Raw genomic sequence first — 17,171 nt, 5'->3', positions numbered from 1 at the left:
ACCTCATCCGGCTTTTCCATCGGTGCCAGGTGCCCGCAGTCCGGCACCACCACCAGCTGCGAGTGCGGCACCAGGGCGTGCATTTCCTCGCTGACCGCGAGTGGCGTAATGCGGTCGTTGGCGCCACATACGATCAACAGCGGATCGCGGTAACCCGCCAGCACGTCATGGCCGTCACGGCGTTCCAGCGCACTCTGGCGCAGGAATACGTCCGCGCCCAGGCGGGCGGTCATGTCACGCACACGTTGCACCAGCACGTAATCATCCAGCCGCGAGGCATCGATGTAGCTGCGCATCAGCACGTCGCCGAAGCCATGGAACTTGCCGGGCAGGCGTACGCTGGCGCGTTGGCTGCGGCGCTGTTCGGCACGTTCCGGTGAATCGGCGTGGATCGAGGTATCGACCAGCGCCAGCTGCAGCACACGCTCGGGCGCGATGCGCACGATCTGCTGGGCGACGAAGCCACCCAGCGAGAAACCGGCCAGGGCGAAGCGCTCCGGCGCCTGTGCCAGCACGTCCTCGGCCACCGCCTGCAGGGTCTCGCCACGGGTCTGGTCGCCCACGGTGCAGTCGGCGACGTCGGCCAGGTCGGCCAGCTGCGCGCGCCACAGCTCGGCATCGTTGAGCAGGCCGGGCAGCAGCAGCAGGGGAATACGGTCGGTCATGGGGGTATTGTCGCGCCAGCACGGTGACGGAACCATGCCGCAACAGGGGGCGGATTGTAGCGTCGAGCCACGTTCGACGGCTGCATAGCCAGTGGCGCATGGCTCGACGCTACAGAAGACAGCGGCGGAGCCGCTCTTTGGCGACACCATCACCATCTACACCGCGCTGTGCGAACAGGCCGCGAGTAAACCTGGCGCAGCAGAGACAAGCAAGCACGGCAGCTGGCTGCCAACCCGATCATCGGCATGCGCTACGACGCCATCTATGTGATGACCGGGCTGACCGTGCGGCTGTGCTATGGCACGGCGGTGGCGGTGGAACCGCAGCGGTGATCTTGTAGAGCCGAGCCCATGCTCGGCTCAGGCGTGCCCGTGAGATGCAAGGCAGCCGAGCGTGGGCTCGGCTCTACAATGGGGTTTCGGGCACCTCGACCTGCTGCACCGGCAGGGTCACCATCATCACCGTCGGGTCATCCGGGTCCAGCTTCGTCTTGAAGCCCAGGCTCTGGCACATCGCCAGCATGGTGCTGTTCTCGCGCAGCACCTGGCCTTCGACCACGTCCAGGCCCAGCCACTTGGCGTACTCGATCATGATCGCCATCAGCCGCCAGCCGATGCCATGGCCCTTCAGGTCCGAGCGGATCAGGATGCCGTACTCACCGCGGTGGTAATCCGCATCGGCGTGCAGGCGCACCGCGCCAAGCATTTCGCCACTGCGCGGTTCGATCGCCACCAGTGCGATCGAGCGTGCGTAGTCGAGCTGGGTCAGGCGCGCGATGAACTCGTGGCTGAAGTGCTTCACCGACTGGAAAAAGCGCAGGCGCAGGTCCTCGTCGCTGACGCGGGCGAAGAACGCACGGAACAGCGCGTCGTCCTCCGGCCGCACCGGGCGCACGAAGGCACGGCCGCCATCGGACAGTTCGATGGTGCGCTCCCACTCCTTCGGGTACGGGAACACCGAGAAGCGCGGATGGCCACGGCCCTTGTGCAGGATGCGCGACGGCGCCACCGCCACGCGTGCGTCGAGGGCGAGGATGCCCTTGCCGTCGACCAGCAACGGATTGATGTCCAGCGTACGCACTTCGGGGATGTCGGCGGCCAGCTGTGCCAGCTTGACCAGCGCCAATGCCAGTGCGCGCTCGTCGGCGGCAGGCACATCGCCATAGGCCTTGAGGATGCGCGAGGCGCGGGTCTGGCCGATCAGCTCGTGGGCCAGGCGCAGGTCCAGCGGCGGCAGCGCCAACGCCTTGTCATTGATGACTTCAACCGCGGTACCGCCACGGCCGACCACGATCACCGGGCCGAACGTCGCGTCATCGGCAATACCGACGATCAACTCGCGCGCCTTCGGGCGAACGATGGTCGGCTGCACCAGCAGGCCATCGATGCGCGCATCCGGCCGCAGCTGGCGTGCACGCGACAGGATCGCGTTGGCCGCGCTCTGCACCGCCGGCAGCGTGGACAGGTTCAGGCGCACGCCGTCCACTTCCGACTTGTGCGGAATGTCCGGCGACAGGATCTTCAGCGCCACGCTGGCGCCACGCTCCAGCAACGGCTGCGCCAGGTCCATTGCCTCGTGCGCATCGCGCGCGTGCATCACCGGCGCGGAGGGAATGCCGTAGGCCTTGAGCAGTTCGTGGGTGGCCAACGGGTCCAGCCATTGCTGGCCTTTGGCCAATGCCGCATCGACCAGCGCGCGTGCGGCCGCCGCGTCGACACTGAAGTCCTGCGGCAGGCTGGGCGGTGTTTCCATCAGCGCGTTCTGCGCTTCGCGGTAACGCACCAGATGCTGGAAGCCGCGCACCGCTTCGGCCTCGGTCGGATAGGTCGGCACCCGTGCCGCGTTGAGCGTGGCGGTGGCCTGGTCATCGTTGCCCAGCCACACCGCGAATACCGGCTTGTCGCGGTGATGGCGCGGGCGCAGTCCGAGCGTGCGGGTAAGCGCCTGTGCGGCGTCTGCGGATGAAGTGAATGCGGTCGGCACGTTGACCACCATCACCGCATCATTCTCGTTGTCGGCCAGCAACGCTTCGATGGCCGCGGCATAGCGGTCACCATCGGCGTCGACCACGATGTCGACCGGATTGCTGCGCGACCAGCCCTGTGGCAATACTGCATCGAGCTTCTGCACCGTGCTGTCGGACAGGGTGGCCAGCGTGCCACGCAGCGCGATGAGTTGGTCCACGGCAAGGCGACCGACGCCGCCACCATTGCTGAGAATGGCCAGGCGGCGGCCAGGGAAGGTGCCCAGCCGCCCCAGTGATTCGGCGGCGGTGAACAGCTCGTCCAGCGCACCGACGCGCAGCAGGCCGGCGCGGTTGAAGGCGGCACCGTACACATCATCGGCACTGGCCAGGGCCTGCACATGGGTATCGCGGCTGCCGGGCTGCACGCGCTCGGCGCGCCCCGACTTCACCACCACCACCGGCTTGGCGCGGGCGGCGGCACGCGCAGCCGACATGAACTTGCGCGCGTCCTTGATCTGCTCAACGTAGAGCAGGATGGCGCGGGTACGGTAGTCGGTGGCGAAGTAGTCGAGCAGGTCACCGAAGTCGACGTCCAGCGTGTCGCCCAGCGAGACCACGGCGGAGAACCCGACCGAGCGCGCCACGCCCCATTCCACCAGCGCGGCGGCAATGGCCGAGGATTCGGAGATCAACGCAAGATCACCGGCCTGCGGGAAGTGCGCGGCGATGCTGGCATTGAGCCGTGCGTGCGGTGCAATCACACCCAGGCAGTGTGGGCCGAGGATGCGCAGGCCATGCTTGCGCGCCACCGCCTCCACCTGCGCCGACAGCGAGCCCGGGCCTTCACCCAGGTGCGCGGTGAGGATGATTGCCGCCTGCACGCCGCGTTCGGCAGCGGTGCGCACTACCTGCGGCACGATCGACGCCGGCGCGGTGATCACCACCAGATCCGGCACCCAGTCCAGGTCCTTCAACCGTTTGACCGTGCGGATGCCATCGATCTCGGCATGCCGCGGGTTGATCCACGCCACCTTGCCGGGGAAACCGGTGCCGCGCAGGTTGCGCATCACCGCGCGGCCGGCCGAACGCTCGCGCGGGCTGCCGCCGATCACCGCGACCGACTGCGGACGGAACACGGACTGCAGGTGGTAGGTACTCATGCGCCTACGGTACCCAAAAAAGGGGACGGAGGGGATTAAGTCGCTTGTGGCACAAACGACTTAATCCCCTCCGTCCCCTTTTTTGTTACAGCAGCGTGCCGTGCAGGATCATCGCGGCGATGCTGAAATAGATCACCAGGCCGGTCACGTCCACCAGGGTGGCCACGAACGGGGCCGAGGCGCTGGCCGGGTCGAAACCGAGCCGCTTGAGGATGAAGGGCAGCATCGAGCCGGACAGCGAACCGAAGGTGACGATGCCGACCAGCGCGGCACCGATGGTGATCGCCAGCAGTATCCAGTGCTCGCCGTAGTCGTGCAGGCCGCCCAGCTGCCAGATCACGATGCGCACGATGGCCAGGCAGCCAAGAATGGCACCCAGCACCATGCCGGTCGGAATCTCGCGGATGGCCACCTTCCACCAGTCGCGCAGGCGCAGTTCGCGCAGCGCCAGGCTGCGGATCAGCAGCGAGGTCGCCTGCGAACCAGAATTGCCACCTGAGCTCATGATCAGCGGAATGAACAGGGTCAGCACCACCGCGCGCGCCAGTTCGTCCTCATAGTGCTGCATCGCGCTGGCGGTCAGCATCTCGCCCAGGAACAGCACGCTCAGCCAGCCGGCGCGCTTGCGCAGCATCTCCAGGAAGCCGATCTGCATGTAGGGCTTGTCCAGTGCCTCCATGCCGCCGAACTTGTGCGCGTCCTCGGTGGATTCCTCGATCAGCGCGTCGAGCACGTCGTCCACGGTGACGATGCCGAGCATCTGCTGCTGCGCATCGACCACCGGGATCGCCAGCAAGTCGTGGCGACGGATCAGCCGTGCCACTTCTTCCTGGTCCATCAGTGCGTCCACCGTCACCGGTGGATTGACCTGGGCCACGTCCAGGATCGACTCCTCCGGCAGGCCGGTGATCAGCCGGCGCATGGTCACCACCTGCTGCAGCTGCTGGCTGGACGGCTCCAGCACGTAGATCGCGTACACCGTTTCACGGGTGCGCTCGACCTGGCGGATGTGCTGCAGGGTCTGCGCCACGGTCCAGCTGGCGGGTACCGCCACGTACTCGGTGGTCATCAGCGCACCGGCGGTGTTCGGCGGGTAGCTCAGCAGCTTCTGGATGGCCTGGCGGGCGTCGGTGCCCAGCAGCGGGATCAACCGCGCGCGTTCTTCCTCATCCAGCTCATGGACGATGTCGGTGGCGCGGTCGTCGGCCATCAAGCCGAGCAGGGCGGCAGCGCGCGCCGGGGGCAGCGCAGCCACCAGCTCGCCACTGCGGTGCAGTTCCGGCGCTTCCAGCATTTTCACTGCACGCGGCAACGGAAGCGCAGCCAGCGTTTCCGCGGCGCGGTTCAGCTCCAGCGTGTTGAGGAATTCCACCGCATCGGCGGTGTTGAAGTTCGCCAGCGGCGCGGCCAGTGCGGCGGCATCGGCCACCGGGCGCAGCAATTGCTTTTGGTTCATCGGGTTTGCCTTGTGGGGGTGCGACCTCGCGCAACGCCAACGCAGGCAAACCGTCCCGATGTCAGGCGGTGGCCATCGCTGGCGTCGAACGAGGTCGACTTCTACTGTCGCTGGACATGGGTTGGGGACTCCGGGATGCGTGTGCCGACGGACGCGCCGCCAGCGGCGGGCAGTCTGGACCCGTGGACCATGCAGGTCAACCCGGTCCCGCCGCGGCAGCACCCTGCCCGCAGGTTGTTCTCGTGCATGCACAGGCCGGCGCGCATAATGGCGCGGTGGTGTTCGCCACGCTTTTCCCAACCCGAACGGACGCACAGCGGCTCCCCCCGATGACCAGGTATTCCCATGCATAGCGGTGGTCTGGAACTGGCCCTGGTGCTGCTGCTGGCGGCGGTCATCGCCGTGCCGGTGTTCAAGAAGTTCGGCTTCGGCGCGGTGCTGGGCTACCTGGCCGCCGGTGTGGTGCTGGGCCCGGACGGGCTGGGCTTCGTGCAGGACGCCGACCGCATCCTCGGTGCCGCCGAGATCGGGGTGGTGATGCTGCTGTTCGTGATCGGCCTGGAGCTGTCGCCAGCGCGCCTGAAGGTGATGCGGCGCTCGGTGTTCGGTGCCGGGGCGGCGCAGGTGGCGCTGTCCGGGCTGGTGCTCGGTGGCCTGCTGCTGCTCGACCATTTCCAGTGGAAGAGCGCGCTGGTGGTGGGCGTGGCGCTGGCGCTGTCGTCCACCGCGGTGGGCCTGCAGCTGCTGTCCGAGCACAAGGCGATCAACAGCGACCATGGGCGGCTCGGGTTCGCCATCCTGCTGTTCCAGGACCTGATCGCGATTCCGCTGCTGGCGGCCATCCCGCTGCTGGGCGGGGTGAAGAACGAGACCCTGCGCTGGGAAGACGCCGCCGTGGCCCTCGGTGCGCTGGCCGTGGTGATCCTGTGCGGGCGACCGGTGCTGCGCAAGGTGTTCAGCATCATCGCCCGCACCCGCAGCCCGGAAGTGTTCACCGCCACCGCACTGCTGGTGGTGCTGGGCACCGCCTGGTTCATGCAGGAAGCCGGCCTCAGCCCCAGCCTCGGCGCGTTCCTGGCCGGCGTGCTGCTGTCCGATTCGGAGTTCCGGCACGAACTTGAAGCGCAGATCGAGCCGTTCAAGGGCCTGCTGCTGGGCCTGTTCTTCATCGCGGTGGGCATGGGCATCGACCTGGACCGCATTGCCGCCGAACCGTGGCTGATCGCGGCTGGCGTCGGCATCCTGCTGGTGGTCAAGTTCAGCCTGCTGTACGCGATCGGCCGCATCGCCCGGCTCAGTCCGCGGCAGTCGCTGCTGCTGGGCAGCGTGTTGTGGCTGGGCGGCGAGTTCGCTTTCGTGGTGTTCAACGAAGCGCAGCGCGCGCACCTGCTCGGCAATGCCAACCACGACCGGCTGGTGGCGATCGTGGGCCTGTCGATGGCGATCACGCCGCTGCTGATGATCGCGCTGCTCAAGCTGCTCGGCCAGGAGAAGGCCGCACCGCGCGAGGCAGCCGAGGCCGATAAGGTGGCGCCGGACAACCGCCCCAAGGTGCTGATCGCCGGGATGGGCCGCTTCGGCCAGGTCATCGCACGCCTGCTGACGGCACAGAAGGTGCCGTTCGTGGCGCTGGAGGCGAACCCGGACACCGTGGCCGACCTGCGCCGTTTCGGCAACCAGCTGTACTACGGCGACCCGACCCGGCCGGAGATGCTGCGTGCGGCGGGCGGCGAGCACATCGATGTGTTCGTGATCACCGTGGACGACCCGGAGACCAACCTGCGCGCGGTGCGCATGGTGCGCCGGCTGTACCCGGACGCGAAGGTGCTGGCGCGTGCGCGCAACCGCCAGCATGCCTGGCGCCTGATGGACATGTCGGCCGAGCCGTTCCGCGAAGTGTTTGGCACCAGCCTGGAGATGAGCGGCCGCGTGCTGACCGCATTGGGCGTGGCACCGGACGTGGCCGAACGCCATGTGCAGCGCTTCCGCGAGCACGATGAGCAGCTGCTGCGCGACCAGTACCTGGTGTACGACGACGAGGCGGCGGTGATCCAGACCTCGCGCGATGCACGCAACGACCTGATGCATCTTTTCGAGGCCGACGCGGAAAGCGAAGGCAAGTAGGCGTGCCGACCAACGGTCGGTACCCACCCGATCAATGGCGGACCCGGTAGTGCCGGCCGCTGGCCGGCAATCCCGTCATCCCGGAGATGTCATGAGGTAGCCGGCCAGCGGCCGGCACTACCCTTTTCCAGCGATCAGCCGTTGTCGCGCAGGAACCGCGCCATCGACGAAACGCCCGGCACGCGCGGTTCGAACTCACCGGCCACGTCGATGAAGCCGCGCATCACGGCGATCTCGCGCGGGCTGCGGTTGAGGCTGTCGCGTGCTTCCGGATCCGCCCCCGCGCGCAGCAGGCGCTGCACCAGCAGCGGCAGGCCATGCAGCGCGGCCAAATGCAACGGGCCGAAGCCGCGCGGATCACGCACGTCCAAGCTCACGTCCTCATCCAGCAGGCGCTCTACCGCCGCCATCACCACCTGCTCGTCGCAGGCGGTACCCGGCTCGGCGCGAGCGCCCAGCAGCAGCAGCAGGGGCGTGACCGAACCGGCGGCGGCCTGGTCCGGCTCGGCGCCCGCCAACAGCAGGGTGTCGAGCAGGGCCAGCAGGCGCGAGCGGTCGCGGGCACTGAAACCGTACAGCGCGGCACAGTGCAGCGGGCCCAGCTGCTGCGCGTCACCGGCATGCACGTCGGCACCGGCAGTGAGCAGGCGCGCGACGATGTCCGGCAGACCCAGCGCCGAGGCCAGCATCAGCACGGTCACCCCACCCGGCAGGCGATGTTCCAGCTTGGCGCCGGCATCGAGCAGGGCCGAAACGATGTCCACCTGGCGCATGCTGACCGCCGCCGACAGCGGCGTCGCGCCACTGGCCGCGGCGTGCTGCGGATCGGCGCCGCGCGCCAGCAGCAGGTCGGTCACCGCCAGGTGGCCGCCACCGGCTGCACGCAGCAGTGCGGTGCAGCCCTGTGCGTCGACCGCATCGACGGCGAAACCCAGATCGATCAGGCGCCGCACCGCATCCACATCACCTGCCATTGCAGCAGCCGGCAGATCGGCCTCGCGCAGCGTGCGGCGCGGCAATGGCCACACCCGCCAGTCGAGCCAGTCGGCCAGATCACGGCGACCGATCGACAGCGCCACGCCCAACGGCGTCTGGCCGTCGGCGGCGCGCGCTTCCGGCGAGGCACCGTGCTGCACCAGCAGCTTCAGTGCGCCTTCGCGGGCCAACGCGGTGGCCAGGTGCAATGCGGTCATGCCGTGGCTGTCGCGCGCTTCACGATCGACACCGGCCTTGAGCAGGGCCTGCTGCAGGCGCAGCCAGCCCAGGCGCACCGCGAGCGACAGCGGCGGATCGCCGGCCGGCGAGGCGGCGAACGGATCGGCGCCACGTTCCAGCAGTTCCAGTGCCAGCTGTTCCAGGCCACGGGCGGCCTGGTCGTGTTGTGCACACGCTGCGAGGAAGCGTGCCAGGCCACCGCGTCCGGCCGGCGACAGGCCACGCTGCAGCATGACCTGCAGCGCCGGCACCGCGTCGATGCCACGCGACAACAGCGCGAACATCGGCGTGTCGGAACAGGCGTCACGCACGTAGGGATCGGCACCGTGGGCCAGCAGCCAATCGACCGCACGCGGCTCCAGCGCCAGCTCCGGATCGAGCAGCAGGCCACCCAGCTCTTCCGGCTGGCACAGCTTGGCCAGCGCGGCCATGCCTTCAGTGTTGCCGAAGCCCAGCGCTTCGCGCAGCAGGGTCAGCGGCGGGCGGTCCGGCAGCAGGCCACTTGCGCCGGCGGCTTCGCCACGCTCGGCCAGTCCATCGCTGACCGCAGCCGGCAAGGGATAGGACGGGTCCAGCAGAGCCACGATCGCCCAGCGGCCGGCTTCGGCGGCATAGTCCACCGCACGGCGGCCGACCGGATCGGTGGCATCGGCGGCGATGCCGAGTTCGACCAGGCGCTTGATCAGCAGCGGCGAGACATCCTCGGCCATCGCCGCCAGCTGCACCGCATTACGGCCTTCGCCGTCCACCGCGACCAGGTCCGGCTTGTGCGGCAGCAGATGCTCGATCACGGCGGCGCGACCGGCACGGGCCGCTTCCAGCCACGGCGTACGGCCCAGCGCATCGCGCGCTTCCAGATTGGCGCCGGCAGCCAGCAGCACGCCGATGATCTCGACGTGACCGGCCAGCGCCGCTTCATGCAGCGCGCTGCGACGCTGGCGATCACGCGCGTCAGCCCGCGCCTTGTGCTTGAGCAGCAGCTGCACGCCCGCCGGATCGTCGTCCTCGGTGGCGGCGGCGGCCAGCAGCACCGGGGTGCCATCGGCCGGTTCGCAGCGTGCACCGCGTTCGAGCAGGAAACGGGCCAGGCGCCAGTTGCCGACCTGGCAGGCCACGGCCAGCGGCGACCAGCCCTCGTTGTTCAACGCATCGACTTCGGCGGCGGCATCGCGCAGCAGCGCCGCCACACCCGGGTCGGAACTGCGCGCGGCATGGTGCAGCGGCGTGTTGCCATCGCTGTCGGTGGCACGCGAGTCGGCACCGTTGGCGAGCAGGGTCATCACCGCCTCGGGGCGGCCATGCCAGCTGTCACGGGTGGCGGCCAGTAGCGGGGTCATGCCCCGGTGCGGTGCGTTCACATCGACGCCGCGGGCGATCAGCTCGCGCAGCAGGCGCAGGTCCGGCAGCACCGCTGCCAGCACCGCCAGGCTGCGCTGGTCGCGCCAGTTCGGGTCCGGCAGCGCATACGGATCGGCACCGGCCTGCAGCAGTTGCAGGCCCCGGTCGATGCGGCCATGGCGGGCGGCTTCATACAGCGCCGGGGTCAGCTCCTGCGGCGCCATCGCCTCCAGCGGCGTGGTTTCGACCGCAGCGGAGAACATCGGTTCGCGCTCGTCGCTGGCCGTAGCCAGCGGGCCTGCGCGCAGCGACACCAGCGGTGCCGGCGCCACCCGCTGCAGCAGCAGGTGCAGCACGGGAGACAGCAGCACCACCGCCAGCGCGGCGGGCCAGTGTGCGCTTTCCGGCAGCAGCCCCGGCCAGGCCGGCAGCACCACCAGCGCGGCCAGCGCGATCACCAGCGCGGCCACACCGAGGCCGCGCCAGGCGCCCAGGTCACGCCCAGCCAGCGCCTGCCAGTGCTGGGCCAGGCTGCCGTCGAGGCGTTCGACATCGTTCCACAACGGCCAGGTGCGCCAGGCGGCGAGCAGGCCGGCACTGACCAGCACGCTCAGGCCCAGCACCGCCGCAAGGCTGCCGCTGTCGCGCAGCGCCGCCAGCGGCCAGGCCAGCAACAGCGCCAGCAGCAGCGGCGCGGCCGTCCACAACGCCAGCAGCGCCGGCAGGTCCTGGCGAGAGACCACCTTCAGCGGCAGCAGCGCGCGGCTGCGACGCCACCATGAGATCGCCAGCGCGAACGCTGGCTGCGCCAGTGCGGCCAGGACGGCACCCGGGAAGCCACCCACGGCGGCGCCCAGCGCCAGCACCGCGCCCGCGGCGAAGGCAATTGACACAAGGCGCGGACGGGAGGCGTCAGTCATAGTGGCGCGGCATCAGGCTGGCCACCGACGGCGGCACCTGCAGGTAGAACCCGCGCTCGCTCATTTCGCTGCGGACCTTTTCCGGGTCAGCCTGCGCCAGGCGGCGCTGGGCATCCAGGGCCACCTCCAGGACGAAGGCGAGCGTCCCCAGCGAGGTGAGCAGCGGCGCGGGCAGCGCGCTGAAATCATCGCGACGGGGAACGTAGACGTAGGTGTCCGGCTTGAGTTGGCTTTTATAGACGTAGGCGTGCATGTCCGCGGGACGATAACCCGGGAAGAGCCATGATTGTGTCGGAAAGCCGACACCGGGGAAAGCCGTCAGCCGACGTCGGCGGCGTGATCGACGGCGTTTCCCCGGCGAGGTTCAGCAATGTGGCGGCGTCGTTCAGCCACGGCTGCCACCACACGGGCGCTTACTTGACCTTGGCGTAGGTGCCCTTCAGCGCGACACCCGCGAGGATGGCACCGGCGTAGCACTCGTAGTTGGTGCTGCTCTTGAACTCGTTCTTCTTGTAATAGCTGACGATGTCGACCACGGCGTTGGCGCCGCGCGACTTGGCACCGTCCTGCAGCGCGCGCAGTGCCGACAACGCAACCCAGCGGCAGGCCTCGGCATCGCTCTTGTTGGCGGCGTTGGTCTTCTTGTTGGTCACGTCTTCGCCCAGGCGCTGCTGCACGCTGACCGGCTGGCCGGCCAGATAGAAGCGCACGCTGCCGTCGATGCCAGCGTCCTTGGCGGCCTGCGAATTGACCAGTTCCTGCAGGGACTGTTCGACACGCGTGTCGCGGGCAGAGGCGGTGGAGGTCAGGGCCAGCAGCGCAGTGGCAGTGGCGATCATGAGAGTGCGGCGCATCGAAACTTCTCCTTGTCAGGGGTGCGGGTGGGTAGCGGAAACAGTGCGGTGGGACGGTGGTTCACTCGCGCCAGCGGCGGAACACCAGCGAGGTGTTGATGCCGCCGAAGGCGAAGTTGTTGCTCATCACGTACTCGGCCTGCAGTTCGCGGCCCTGCCCGGTGATGAAGTCGAGCTGGCCACAGCGCGGATCGACCTCGGCCAGGTTCAGGGTCGGCGCGAACCAGCCGGTGCGCATCATCTCGATGCTCAGCCAGGCCTCGAACGCGCCACAGGCACCCAGCATGTGGCCGACGTAGCTCTTCAGCGAGCTGATCGGCACGCGGCTGCCGAACACCTGTGCGGTGGCCTGGGTCTCGGCGATGTCGCCGTGGTCGGTGGCGGTGCCATGGGCGTTGACGTAGTCGATCTGCGCCGTGTCCAGGCCGGCATCTTCCAGCGCCAGGCGCATCGCCTGGGCCATGGTGTCGGCGCTGGGCTGGGTGACGTGCTGGCCATCGCTGTTGGTGCCGTAGCCGACCACCTCGGCCAGGATGGTGGCGCCACGCGCCTGCGCGTGTTCCAGGTCTTCCAGGATCAGCGTGCAGGCGCCCTCGCCCAGCACCAGGCCATCGCGGCCGGCATCGAATGGGCGTGGCGTGGTCTGCGGCGCGTCGTTGCGCACGCTGGTGGCGAACAGCGTATCGAACACCGCCGCAGCGGTGGCATCGAGCTGCTCGGCACCGCCGGCCACCATCACCGTCTGCTTGCCGCTGCGGATGGCTTCATAGGCCGCGCCCACACCCTGGCTGCCCGAGGTGCAGGCGCTGGACGTGGTGTACACGCGCCCGGACAGGCCGAAGAACACGCCGATGTTGACCGGCGCGGTGTGGCTCATCATCTTCAGGTAGGTGGTGGCACTGATGCCATCGGTGGTGAACTCGTTGAGCATGCGTCCGAATTCACCGGTGGCCTCATGGCTGCCCGACGAGGAACCATAGGCCACGCCGGTACGGCCGCTGCGCAGCACCGGGTGCTCGTGCAGGCCTGCCTCGCGCAGCGCCACCTCGGTGGCGCGCACCGACATGATCGCGACCTTGCCCATCGAGCGGGTGGTCTTGCGGTTGTAGTTGGGCGGCAGCGCGAAATCCTGCGCCGGCGCCGCCAGCTTGGTGTTCAGCCCGGCATACACATCCCACTCGGGCATCGCACGCACCGCATTGCGGCAGCTGCGCAGGTGTGCCTCGATGGTCGGCCAATCGTGGCCGAGCGGACTGATGGCGGCGGCACCGGTGACCACCACGCGACGATTGGCGGCCATCAGAGCATGCCTCCGTTCACCGAGATCACCTGGCGGGTGATGTAGCCGGCCGGCTCGGACAGCAGGAACGCCACCGTCGCCGCCACTTCGTCGGGACGGCCGACGCGGCCGGCGGGAATCAGCTTGAGCGCGTGTTCAACCACTTCATCGTTGAGCATTTCGGTTTCGATCAGGCCCGGAGCCACGCAGTTGACGGTGATCTGGCGGCTGGCCAGTTCCAGCGCCAGCGCCTTGGTGGCACCGATGATGCCGGCCTTGGCAGCACTGTAGTTGACCTGGCCGCGGTTGCCGGCCAACCCGGATACCGACGACAGGGTGACGATGCGGCCCGGCCTGCGCCGCCGTACCATCGGCATGATCAGCGGATGCAGCACGTTGTAGAAGCCATCCAGGTTGGTGTGGATGACCTGGTCCCAATCGTCCTCCGACAGCGCCGGGAAGGCGCCGTCACGGGCGATGCCGGCATTGCAGACCACGCCGTAATACGCGCCATGTGCCTCGACATCGGCTTCCAGCGCGGCCCTCGCGGCCTCGCGGTCGGCCACGTCGAACACCAGCACGCGGGCCTGCTGGCCCAGTGCCTGGATCTCAGCCTCCACGGCCTGTGCCTCTTCCAGGCGGCTGCGGCAATGCACCACCACGTCGAAGCCATCGCGCGCGATGCGCAGCGCAATGGCCCGGCCGATGCCCCGGCTGGCGCCGGTCACCAGCACGCTTCGATTCCCTGTCATGCCTGTCCACTCTCCAGATAGGCCATCGCGTCGGCCGGTTCGTACACCGACACGTTGGCTGTCGCCCATTCGTCCTCACCTGCCTGGATGCGGCAGGCGAACATCCCCAATCCATTGTCACCCAACAGCTCGCAGCGCGCCTGTACGCGCAGTCGCGAACCGCTGGGGAAGCTGCTGCGCGCGCTGCTGTAGCGGCGGCTGCCGAGCAGGAAGCCCAGCTGCGGCGGCTTGCCGGCCGCACGCGCGCGGCAGCCGGCCCAGGCCGCAATGGCCTGCGCCATGTATTCGATGCCGACCCACGCCGGCACTTCGCCGTTCTCCACGAACAGGCCGGCCTCGGGCACCACCAGTTCGGCCTCGAGGGTGTCCTGGTCCCAATGCGTGATGCGCTGCAGCAGGCACATGTCCTGGCGGTGCGGCACCACCTCTTCGATTGCATACAGCGTGTTCATCGACGCTCCAGTGCCAGCACGGCGTTGCTGCCGCCGAAAGCGAACGAATTGCTCAGCACCCGTCGCGGCGGCTGCGCCAGGCGGGTGGCCGGTGCGACCAGCGGCAACACCGGCAGCGCTGGGTCGGCCACGCCGTCCCACCAGTGCGGCGGCAGCTGCTGCTGCGGGTTCTCGGCCAGCACGATCCAGCACAGCGCCGCCTCGATGGCGCCCGAGGCACCCAGCGTGTGGCCGGTCAACGGCTTGGTCGAACTGGCCGGCACGTGGCTGCCCAGTACCTGCGACACGGCCAGGCTTTCCATCGCATCGTTGTGGCCGGTAGCTGTCCCATGCAGGTTCACATAGTCCACTTCGCCGGCGGCCCAGCCAGCACGCTGCAGCGCCTGCTGCAGGGCGTCGATGGCGCCCAGGCCCTGCGGGTCAGGCGCGGACATGTGGTGGGCATCGGCCGACTCGCCCCACCCCGCCAGGCATACCGGGCCGGGTTCGCGGGTGAGCAGGAACAGCGCGGCACCCTCGCCGATGTTGATACCGGTACGATGCTGCGAGAACGGATTGCAGCGTTGGGCCGAGACCGATTCCAGCGCGCTGAAGCCAGCCACGGTGAAGCGGCACAGGGAGTCCGCGCCGCCTGCGATCACGGCGTCGACGATGCCGGCGCGCAGCATGCGCGCGGCCGACATCAATGCCTTGGCGCTGGACGAACACGCCGTGGACAGGGTCCACGCCGGTCCCAGCGCGCCACTGCGCTGGCGCACGAACTGCGCGGCGGTACCCATTTCCTGCTGGGCGTAATCGAACCCTGGCGGCCACTGGCCCTGCTCGGCATGGGTGCGCAAGGCCTGCTCGGATTCACCGATGCCCGAGGTGCTGGTGCCCAACACCACCGCTACGCGCTCGGCGCCATGGCGGGCGATGGCTGCGCTCACCGCCGGAGCGATCTGCGCCAGTGCCATGTCCAGCAGGGCGTTGTTGCGCCCACGCAGGGCCACCGGCAGGTCTTCCAGCGCCGGCAGCGGCGTGCGTACTTCTCCCAGCGCCAGGGTGCGCCCCGGCATCAGGCTGCCGTTGGTGCTGAGCCCGCCCGGTACATCGGCGAACAGCGCCGACGCCACTGTGGCACGGTCCTCGCCAAGCGCGCAGACCATGCCCAGGTCGTTCAGGTAGATCGGTGCACTCATCGGTCCTGCCCGGCCATGTCGATTGATTCGATGCGCAGCGCATAGCCTTCGGCGCGGTTGTCCAGCTGCATGCTGCCATCGTCCAGGCGCTGCAGGCGCAGCCACACGGTGCCATCACGCGACAGGCTGCGCTGATGACCATCATCACTGACCTGCCAGCCCGCCGGCAGCGCTGCGGCGATGGCCGCGGTCGGCCACAGCGCGAACTGCAGGTCATCCAGCACACGCTCGGCACGCACCTGCGGCGGCAACCATGGCGCACGCTGCTGGGTCAGCTGCTGGCCGTCCCACTGCAGGCGCACGCCGGTCTGGCCCATCGCCTGCACCGCCAGCTGCACCCGCTGTGCATCGGCTTCCAGCAGCGCATCGAGGTCGCGCTCATGCGTGCCGAAACGGAAGTGCAGCTGCTGCTGCAGCGCCAGCGGCGCCGGCAGGCTGGCCGGCGACAGGCGCAGCGGCGGCAGTTGCACCTGTGGCTTGGGCATGCGCCCGGCACAGGCGGCCAGCAGCAGGCACAGCAGCAGGGCCGCAGTACGGAAGATCAGGCGCTGCACAGTTCCTCCAGCACGCGCATGCGACGGCCGCTTTCGTCGGCCACATACGGGTTGTTGGTGTCCCAGGCGTAGCCGGCCAGGATGGAGCTGATCATGTCGCGCACTTCGGGCTGCTGCTGCGGGTGGTAGATGATCTTCTGGAAGCCGCCTTCGTACCAGCTTTCGACGAAGCGGCGGAAGGTCTTCACGCCGGCGCGCAGCGGGATCGAGAATTCAGCTTCCCAGTCGACGGTTTCACCGGCATAGCGGCGCGCCAGGCATTCGCTGGCCAGCTGCGCGGACTTGAAGGCAATGGTCACACCGGACGAGAACACCGGGTCGAGGAACTCGCCGGCGTTGCCCAGCAGGGCATAGCCGGGCCCCCACAGCGAGCTGACGTTGGCCGAGTAGCCGGTGATGCGGCGCACCGGCAGCACCGCCCATTCGGCGTTGGCCAGTAGGCGGGTCAGGTTGGGGTCCTCGCCGACGATGGCCTGCAGCTTCTGCAGGTCGTCGCCCTCGTAGCGCTCGAAGAACGACGGCTCGGCGACCACGCCCAGCGAGCAGCAGCCGTTGGAGAACGGGATCGTCCAGTACCAGACGTCGATGTGCTCGGGATGGGTGGTGATCAGGATCTTGTTGCGGTCGAAGTCCGCTTCGGCCGGAATGTTGTCGCGCACGTGGCAGAAGATCGCGCCGCGCACCGGGAAGTTGGACGGCGACTCCAGCTGCAGCAGCCGCGGCAGCAGGCGCGCGAAGCCGGAGGCATCGAGGATGAAATCGGCCTCGATGCGGTATTCACTGCCGTCCGGGCGGCGCACCGTCACCGCCGGTTGCTCGCCCGGCTCGACAGCAAGCACTTCGTCGCCGAAGCGCAGCGTGGTGCCCATGCGCTCGGCACCGCGTGCCAGCACGTTGTCGAAGTCGGCGCGCTGCACCTGGTAGGTGGTGCCCCAACCCGGCGAGAACTTCTTCCTGAAGTCGAATGCAGTGCGCGCTTCGCCGTGCACGAAGGCGGCACCGTTCTTGTACTGGAAGCCCGCCTCGACCACATCCTGCAGCAGGCCGGCCGCCTCGATGTACTCCATGCTCTGCGGCAGCAGGCTTTCGCCGATGGAGAAGCGTGGAAACTGCTGGCGTTCCAGCATCAGCACCTGGCGGCCCTGCTGGCGCAGCATCGCCGCAGCCACCGAACCGGCCGGGCCCGCGCCGATGATCAGGATTTCAGTACGTTCGACAGCATCCACAGCAGTGTTCATCGGTGCGTCCTTGTTG

At 68.7% G+C, this 17,171-nt stretch carries 13 protein-coding genes and 1 pseudogene; 2 read left to right on the top strand and 12 right to left on the bottom strand.

Features of this window, described 5'->3' with window-relative positions; genetic code table 11:
• The coding region (locus N5C25_RS08045; RefSeq protein WP_279936747.1) for an alpha/beta hydrolase at positions 1-665 on the bottom strand (665 nt) is incomplete at its 3' end.
• Between the two features lie 127 nt (positions 666-792).
• Between N5C25_RS08045 and N5C25_RS20495 the strand changes: the two are divergent.
• A pseudogene (locus tag N5C25_RS20495) lies at positions 793-998 on the top strand (heavy metal-binding domain-containing protein); the annotation flags it as partial.
• A gap of 73 nt (positions 999-1,071) precedes the next feature.
• Here the strand turns inward: N5C25_RS20495 and N5C25_RS08035 are convergent.
• Complete coding sequence (locus N5C25_RS08035) at positions 1,072-3,792, bottom strand: bifunctional acetate--CoA ligase family protein/GNAT family N-acetyltransferase (protein WP_058979135.1); 2,721 nt, start codon at positions 3,790-3,792, stop codon at positions 1,072-1,074.
• An 85-nt stretch (positions 3,793-3,877) separates the two neighbouring features.
• On the bottom strand, positions 3,878-5,248 hold the full coding sequence (gene mgtE, locus N5C25_RS08030; RefSeq protein WP_058979137.1) for a magnesium transporter: 1,371 nt from the start codon (positions 5,246-5,248) through the stop codon (positions 3,878-3,880).
• A 345-nt stretch (positions 5,249-5,593) separates the two neighbouring features.
• Between mgtE and N5C25_RS08025 the strand changes: the two genes are divergently transcribed.
• The gene (locus N5C25_RS08025; RefSeq protein ID WP_058979139.1) at positions 5,594-7,372 is read left to right on the top strand and encodes a monovalent cation:proton antiporter-2 (CPA2) family protein; all 1,779 of its coding nucleotides are present in this window, start codon (positions 5,594-5,596) and stop codon (positions 7,370-7,372) included.
• 134 nt (positions 7,373-7,506) lie between these two features.
• On the opposite strand, the gene N5C25_RS08020 is transcribed toward N5C25_RS08025, so the two are convergent.
• The 9 genes from N5C25_RS08020 to N5C25_RS07980 form a co-directional block, all read right to left on the bottom strand.
• On the bottom strand, positions 7,507-10,845 hold the full coding sequence (locus N5C25_RS08020) for an ankyrin repeat domain-containing protein (RefSeq protein WP_058979141.1): 3,339 nt from the start codon (positions 10,843-10,845) through the stop codon (positions 7,507-7,509).
• Positions 10,838-11,098 carry a YcgL domain-containing protein gene (locus tag N5C25_RS08015; RefSeq protein WP_014648833.1) on the bottom strand — a complete coding sequence of 87 codons (261 nt, stop codon included), beginning with the start codon at positions 11,096-11,098 and terminating at the stop codon, positions 10,838-10,840. Before N5C25_RS08015 ends, N5C25_RS08020 begins: the two co-directional genes overlap by 8 nt.
• A 160-nt stretch (positions 11,099-11,258) precedes the next feature.
• On the bottom strand, positions 11,259-11,699 hold the full coding sequence (locus N5C25_RS08010) for a hypothetical protein (protein ID WP_005420284.1): 441 nt from the start codon (positions 11,697-11,699) through the stop codon (positions 11,259-11,261).
• Positions 11,700-11,760: 61 nt separating this feature from the next.
• On the bottom strand, positions 11,761-12,999 hold the full coding sequence (locus tag N5C25_RS08005) for a beta-ketoacyl-ACP synthase (RefSeq protein ID WP_058979144.1): 1,239 nt from the start codon (positions 12,997-12,999) through the stop codon (positions 11,761-11,763).
• Positions 12,999-13,730: a 3-ketoacyl-ACP reductase FabG2 gene (locus N5C25_RS08000; protein ID WP_049454155.1), complete on the bottom strand. Its 732-nt coding sequence runs from the start codon at positions 13,728-13,730 to the stop codon at positions 12,999-13,001. The genes N5C25_RS08005 and N5C25_RS08000 overlap by 1 nt, the downstream gene beginning before the upstream one ends.
• A complete protein-coding gene (locus tag N5C25_RS07995; protein ID WP_058979148.1) occupies positions 13,727-14,182 on the bottom strand; it encodes a hypothetical protein in 456 nt (151 codons plus the stop codon). The genes N5C25_RS08000 and N5C25_RS07995 overlap by 4 nt, the downstream gene beginning before the upstream one ends.
• Positions 14,179-15,363 (bottom strand): beta-ketoacyl-[acyl-carrier-protein] synthase family protein, encoded by a 1,185-nt coding sequence (locus N5C25_RS07990; protein ID WP_058979150.1) that lies wholly within the window; start codon positions 15,361-15,363, stop codon positions 14,179-14,181. Before N5C25_RS07990 ends, N5C25_RS07995 begins: the two co-directional genes overlap by 4 nt.
• Positions 15,360-15,917 carry a DUF3261 domain-containing protein gene (locus N5C25_RS07985; RefSeq protein ID WP_279936746.1) on the bottom strand — a complete coding sequence of 186 codons (558 nt, stop codon included), beginning with the start codon at positions 15,915-15,917 and terminating at the stop codon, positions 15,360-15,362. The genes N5C25_RS07990 and N5C25_RS07985 overlap by 4 nt, the downstream gene beginning before the upstream one ends.
• Positions 15,905-17,155: an NAD(P)/FAD-dependent oxidoreductase gene (locus N5C25_RS07980; protein ID WP_019661707.1), complete on the bottom strand. Its 1,251-nt coding sequence runs from the start codon at positions 17,153-17,155 to the stop codon at positions 15,905-15,907. The genes N5C25_RS07985 and N5C25_RS07980 overlap by 13 nt, the downstream gene beginning before the upstream one ends.
• Positions 17,156-17,171 lie beyond the last annotated feature (16 nt).

Origin of the sequence: Stenotrophomonas sp. GD03958, from assembly GCF_029839005.1 — a bacterium.
GTDB lineage: Bacteria > Pseudomonadota > Gammaproteobacteria > Xanthomonadales > Xanthomonadaceae > Stenotrophomonas > Stenotrophomonas hibiscicola.
Note: the sequence above shows the minus strand (reverse complement) of the source record. Positions and strands in the feature narration are given on the sequence as shown.